Genomic DNA, 5,348 nt, shown 5'->3' on the forward strand with positions numbered 1-5,348 from the left:
GCTGCTGGCGGCCTTCGCGGCCCTGGCCGTCTTCATCGCGTGGCAGCGCCGGCAACTGGCGCGCGGCGCCACGCCGCTCATGGACCTGCGCCTGTTCGAATACCGGCAGTTCGCCATGGGCAGCATCGTGGCCTTCATCTACGGCACGGCGCTCTTCGGCTCCACCTACCTGCTGCCGGTGTTCATGCAGTTGGGCCTGCAGCTGTCGGCCTCGCACGTGGGCACCATCATGCTGCCGGCGGGCATCGTGCTGGCCATCACCATTCCCATCGTGGGCCGGCTGGCAGACCGCCACCCCACGCACTGGCTGGTGGGCACGGGCCTGGCGCTGCTGGCGATCTCGTTCGCGCTCATGGTGCTGGTCGATCTGACCAGCGGGCTGTGGATGCTGGTGGTGTTCGCGGTGCTGGGGCGCATCGGGCTCGGGTTCATCCTGCCCTCGCTCAACCTGGGGGCCATGCGGCCGCTGGCCAAGCCGCTCATCGCGCAGGGCTCCAGCGCCATCAGCTTCGTGCGCATGCTGGGCGGCGCAGCCGGCGTGAGCCTGTGCGGGATCGTGCTCGAATGGCGCATCGCCGCGCATGGCGACTCGCTGCAGAACGCGGTCAGCAGCCCGGCGCGCATCGCCGCCTTCGGCGAAACCTTCCTGCTGCTCACCGGCCTGTGCCTGCTGGCGCTGGTGGCCGCGTGGCAGCTGCGCGCGCCCAAAGCCGCAGCGCCGGGCCGCTAAGCCCGATCCCGTCCCTGGCCTTCCGCCCTTCGTCCTTTTCCTTCTTTTCTCCCAAAGCCCATGTGCCAGTTGCTCGGAATGAATGCCAACACGCCGACCGACGTGACGTTCAGCTTCACGGGGTTCGCGCAGCGTGCCGGCAACACGGCGGACCATTCCGACGGCTGGGGCATCGCGTTCTTCGAAGACAAGGGCCTGCGCCATTTCGTGGACCACCAACGCGCGGTGGACTCGCCCGTGGCCGAGCTGATCCGCCGCTACCCCATCCAGAGCCGCAACGTCATCGCCCACATCCGCAAGGCCACGCAGGGCAGCGTCTCGCTGCAGAACTGCCACCCGTTCGTGCGCGAGTTGTGGGGCCGGTATTGGGTGTTCGCGCACAACGGCGACCTCAAGGACTTCCGCCCACGGCTGCATTCGCACTTCCACCCCGTGGGCGCGACGGACAGCGAACATGCCTTCTGCTGGATCATGCAAGAGCTGGCCAAGTCCCACGCGGGCGTGCCCAGCATTCCGGAGCTGACCATCACCCTGCGCGAACTGGCCGCGCGCATCGCCCCGCACGGCACGTTCAACTTCCTGCTGTCGAACGGCCAGGCGCTGTGGGCGCACGCCTCCACGCAGCTCTACTACATCGAGCGGCGCCACCCTTTCTCGCAGGCACGCCTGTGCGACGAAGACCTGCGCATCGATTTTTCCGCCCACACCACGCCGCAGGACCGCGTGGCCGTCGTCGTGACCGCGCCGCTCACCAGCGACGAGCAGTGGACCGCCTTCCAGAGCGGCGAGTTGCGGGTGTTCGTGGACGGGGCCTGCGCCACGCCGTAGCGCGCTGGCATGGCGGCCGCGGCATCAGCCCAGCGGTTTCCACACGGGCGGTTCGGGGTCGGGATAGAACGGCACGCCGCCCCGCCCCGCCGGCTTGAACATCGCCTCCCGCTGGCGCTGGCGCTTGATCTCCCGGGGCTTGGCTTTATCGGAACACTGGCGGTGCGAACGGGACATGGACGGACCTCGCAAAGGTTCTGGGAATGACCGGATTACCGCACCGCCCGCGGCCGCCCCCGTGTGGGACGGCGCCCTCGCGCTGCATCGGACGGGCTCCCCGTGGAGAGTGAACGGGGCCGGCGAAGGGCGCTTCCGGCCCCCTCCTACAGCCTGCGGCAATGCGATTGGTTACACCAGAGGCCTGACCCCGGAACCGCAATGAACGCCTCGACCCTTTTTCGACTCGCCAAGAAATCCTGCCAGGCCTGGCTCGACGACTACGCCCCCAGCATGGGGGCCGCCATCTCCTACTACACCGCGTTCTCCATTGCGCCGCTGCTCGTCATCGTGATCTCCATCGCCGGTGCCGTGTTCGGCCAGGACGCGGTGCGCGGCACCATCGAAGGACAGATCTCCGGCCTGGTGGGGCGCGACGGCGCGCTCGCCATCCAGGGCCTCATCAAGAGCGCCCGCGAGCCCACAGAAGGCATCATCGCCAGCACCATCAGCCTGGTGCTGCTGGGCATCGGCGCGACCACGGTGTTCGGCGAGATCCAGAGCGCGCTCGACCGCATCTGGCACGTGCCGGAGCCCGCCAAGCCGAGCGGCATCTGGGGCCTGCTGCGCGCGCGCTTCCTGTCGTTCGGGCTGATCCTGGGCCTGGCCTTCCTGCTCATGGCCTCGCTCACCGTCAGCGCGGCGGTGGCGGCGGCGGGCACCTGGCTCGGCGCGCTGATGCCGGGCTGGGAGCTGATGCTGATGGGCATCAACACCCTGCTGTCGATGAGCATCAGCTGCGTGCTGTTCGCGATGATCTTCAAGTTCATGCCCTCGGTGCCGATCGCCTGGCGCGACGTGTGGGTGGGCGCCGCGGTGACCGCCGTGCTGTTCGAGGTGGGCAAGGTGCTGATCGGCTTGTATGTGGGCAAGGCGGGCCTGAGTTCAACCTATGCCGCCGCCGGCGCCATCGCGGTGGTGTTGATCTGGGTGTATTACGCCGCGCAGATCTTCCTGCTGGGCGCGGAATTCACCAAGGTGTATGCGGCCGAACACGGCTCGCATGCCGCCGCCCCCGAGGCCTTGCTCGACCCGGTCGAGCCCCGCAAGGGCGGGGCCGACGCCAACTCGGCGCTCACGCCCGTCACGCCTTTGCCAGCGCCCGCCATGCAAGCGGCTCCTGCAGCGCCCTTGTCCACCGGCGCCCTGGCCACCACCGTGGCCCTGCTGGCCGCGCGCGTGGCGCTGTCGTTGTGGCTGGAGCGGCGTGAAAAGCGCGATGCGTTGCGCAGGCGCCGCTGATGCGGCAGTAACGCCGGACGCGAATCGGAAGGAATGGAAAAAGAGGGAGAACCCCGTGCGTTGTCCGGCACTGCGGCGATCATCGATGGTGCGGCTGGCGGGGATCGAACCCACGACCCTTGGCTTCGGAGGCCAATACTCTATCCACTGAGCTACAGCCGCACAGCGGGCCATTGCGGCCCGATCAGTCGGCGATTATGGCACGGCCCTCGCGGCGTGCGGGCACACGTCCCGCAAAGAGCAATCCTGCAGCCAGTCCGGCAACGGGGGCAGCTCCAGGCCCAGCCCGCGCAGGTAGGCGTCCACCGAGGCACGCCCGGTCGCCGGGAGGTCGAAATTGGCGCGGTTCAGGATCCAGCCCTGCAGCAACCCTTCGAAGATCGCCTGCAAGGCGATGGCCGCGATCTGCGGGGGCATGGGCAGCTGCACCTTCTGGCTTTCGGCGGCCAGGCGCAGGTCGTTGGCGAGTTGCTCGCGGAAGGCGCCGCAGGCGGCGATGTGCCGGTCGCGCACGCCCGCCAGTTCCTCGACGTATTCCACCCGGAAGAAAGCGATCTCGAAGACACGCTGCATGCGCTGGTCCTGCGCCAGGTTGCGCAGCACCAGGTCGATCACGCCGCGCATGCGCTGCAGCGGCGCCATGTCTTCGTTGCTCTCGCATTCGCCGTTGGCGCGCTCCAGCGGCAGGGTGACGCGCTCCATCATCGCGTTGAACAGATCGACCTTGTCCTTGAAATGCCAGTAGATGGCGCCCCGCGTGGCGCCGGCGGCCTGCGCGATCTCGTTGAGCGACGCGTGCGACACACCCTTCTGGTAAAAGACCTGCTCGGCCGCATCCAGCAAACTATTGCGTGTCGCAACGGCGTCTTCTTTGGTGCGTCGGGCCATGGGGCATGTCTCCTTTTGTGTTCGATGTCCGCGTTTTTCTGGCATTGCCCACCCCGTGGAAAGGGCGGCGCCAGCGCTCCGCAGCAATTATACATTCATGTTTGTATGTATAATCGCGCACCGAATTCAAGGGCCATCTGCGTGGTTGATGCCGATCAAAGACATCTCCGTGCCTGCATGGCCTTTTCAATCAGCGCATTTCCGGAAGGACTTTCATGCTTCGCCTCAGTGACGATCTTGGCGTTTCCGCTGCCGCCCTCCACCCCGCACGCCGGGTCGTGGCCCTTTGCCTCAGCCTGGTCGCCGCCACCGTCCTGGTGGCCTGCGGCAAGAGCGAAGCCCCGGCCCAGGCCGGTGGCGGCGCCCCTCCCCCGCCCCAGGTGGGCGTGGTCACCGTGGCGCCCGGCGACGTGGGCCTCGTGACCGAACTGCCCGGCCGGCTGGAGGCCTCCCGCGTCGCCGAAGTGCGTGCACGGGCCGCGGGCATCCTGCAAAAACGCCTGTTCACCGAAGGCAGCGACGTGAAGGCTGGGCAAAAGCTCTTCGCCATCGACGACGCGCCCTACCGGGCTTCGCTGGAAAGCGCCCGGGCGAGCGTGGCGCAGGCCGATGCCAACGTGGCACAGACCCGCGCGCTGGCCGAGCGCTACAAGCCGCTCGTGGCCGTCAACGCGATCAGCAAGCAGGAATACGACAACGCCGTCGCCTCGCAAAAGACTGCCGAGGCCAACCTCGCCGCCGCCCGCGCCTCCGTGACCACGGCACAGATCAACGTGGGCTACGCGGCCGTGACCGCCCCCATTTCCGGCCGCATCGGCCGCGCGCTGGTGACCGAAGGCGCGCTGGTGGGCCAGGGCTCGGCCACCGAGCTGGCGGTCATCCAGCAGATCGACCCGCTGTACGTGAACTTCACGCAGTCCGCCTCCGAAGCGCTCAAGCTCAAGGCGGGCCTGGCCAGCGGCAAGTACAAGCAGGCCGGCAAGGGCTCGGCCAGCGTGAGCGTCGTGCTGGAAGACGGCAGCCTCTATCCCCAGACCGGCAAGCTGCTCTTCACCGACCTGACGGTGGACCCGACCAGCGGCCAGGTCACGCTGCGCGCCGAGATCCCCAACACCGACCGCCAGCTGCTGCCGGGGCTCTACGTGCGCGTGCGCCTGGAGCAGGCCCAGGTGGCCGGCGGCGTGCTGCTGCCGCAGCAGGCCGTGACCCGCTCGGCCAAGGGCGACACCGTGATGGTGGTGGGCGCGGACAACCACCTCACGCCGCGCCCCATCAAGCTCGGGCCGGCCCAGGGCACGAACTGGGTGGTGCTGGAAGGCCTGCAGACGGGCGAAAAGGTCATGGTGGACGGCTTCCAGAAGCTGCCGCGCGGCAAGCCCGGCGATCCGATCGTCGTGCAGCCCGTGGCCTGGCAGGCCGGCGGCGCTGGCGCCGCGGCGCCGTG

The 5,348-nt window shown here is 68.5% G+C and carries 6 protein-coding genes and 1 tRNA gene; 4 read left to right on the plus strand and 3 right to left on the minus strand.

Features of this window, described 5'->3' with window-relative positions; genetic code table 11:
• A partial coding sequence (locus tag AC27IO_RS19975) for an MFS transporter (protein WP_498740385.1) occupies positions 1–730 on the plus strand: 730 nt, incomplete at its 5' end.
• 60 nt (positions 731–790) lie between these two features.
• Entirely contained in the window at positions 791–1,558 is a 768-nt protein-coding gene (locus AC27IO_RS19980; protein ID WP_498740387.1) for a class II glutamine amidotransferase, read from the plus strand.
• A 24-nt stretch (positions 1,559–1,582) separates the two neighbouring features.
• Here the strand turns inward: AC27IO_RS19980 and AC27IO_RS19985 are convergent, their stop codons facing one another.
• Positions 1,583–1,735 carry a hypothetical protein gene (locus AC27IO_RS19985; RefSeq protein WP_272565744.1) on the minus strand — a complete coding sequence of 51 codons (153 nt, stop codon included), beginning with the start codon at positions 1,733–1,735 and terminating at the stop codon, positions 1,583–1,585.
• 201 nt (positions 1,736–1,936) lie between these two features.
• Here AC27IO_RS19985 and AC27IO_RS19990 point away from each other — a divergent pair, with 201 nt between their 5' ends.
• Complete coding sequence (locus AC27IO_RS19990; RefSeq protein WP_284406666.1) at positions 1,937–3,016, plus strand: YihY/virulence factor BrkB family protein; 1,080 nt, start codon at positions 1,937–1,939, stop codon at positions 3,014–3,016.
• An 86-nt stretch (positions 3,017–3,102) separates the two neighbouring features.
• On the opposite strand, the gene AC27IO_RS19995 is transcribed toward AC27IO_RS19990, so the two are convergent.
• Both AC27IO_RS19995 and AC27IO_RS20000 read right to left on the minus strand, forming a co-directional pair.
• Positions 3,103–3,178: transfer RNA gene (locus AC27IO_RS19995), tRNA-Arg, on the minus strand.
• 33 nt (positions 3,179–3,211) lie between these two features.
• Positions 3,212–3,904 carry a TetR family transcriptional regulator gene (locus AC27IO_RS20000; RefSeq protein WP_284394426.1) on the minus strand — a complete coding sequence of 231 codons (693 nt, stop codon included), beginning with the start codon at positions 3,902–3,904 and terminating at the stop codon, positions 3,212–3,214.
• Between the two features lie 215 nt (positions 3,905–4,119).
• On the opposite strand from AC27IO_RS20000, the gene AC27IO_RS20005 reads away from it, so the two are divergent.
• Positions 4,120–5,348: efflux RND transporter periplasmic adaptor subunit (locus AC27IO_RS20005; RefSeq protein ID WP_498740390.1), on the plus strand; the 1,229-nt coding region annotated here is incomplete at its 3' end.

The organism is Acidovorax sp. KNOB132 (assembly GCF_057541515.1).

Coding starts and splice junctions, on each gene's coding strand:
- AC27IO_RS19980 (WP_498740387.1), top strand. CDS start 791: ATGTGCCAGTTGCTCGGAATGAATGCCAACACGCCGACCGACGTGACG.
- AC27IO_RS19985 (WP_272565744.1), bottom strand. CDS start 1,735: ATGTCCCGTTCGCACCGCCAGTGTTCCGATAAAGCCAAGCCCCGGGAG.
- AC27IO_RS19990 (WP_284406666.1), top strand. CDS start 1,937: ATGAACGCCTCGACCCTTTTTCGACTCGCCAAGAAATCCTGCCAGGCC.
- AC27IO_RS20000 (WP_284394426.1), bottom strand. CDS start 3,904: ATGGCCCGACGCACCAAAGAAGACGCCGTTGCGACACGCAATAGTTTG.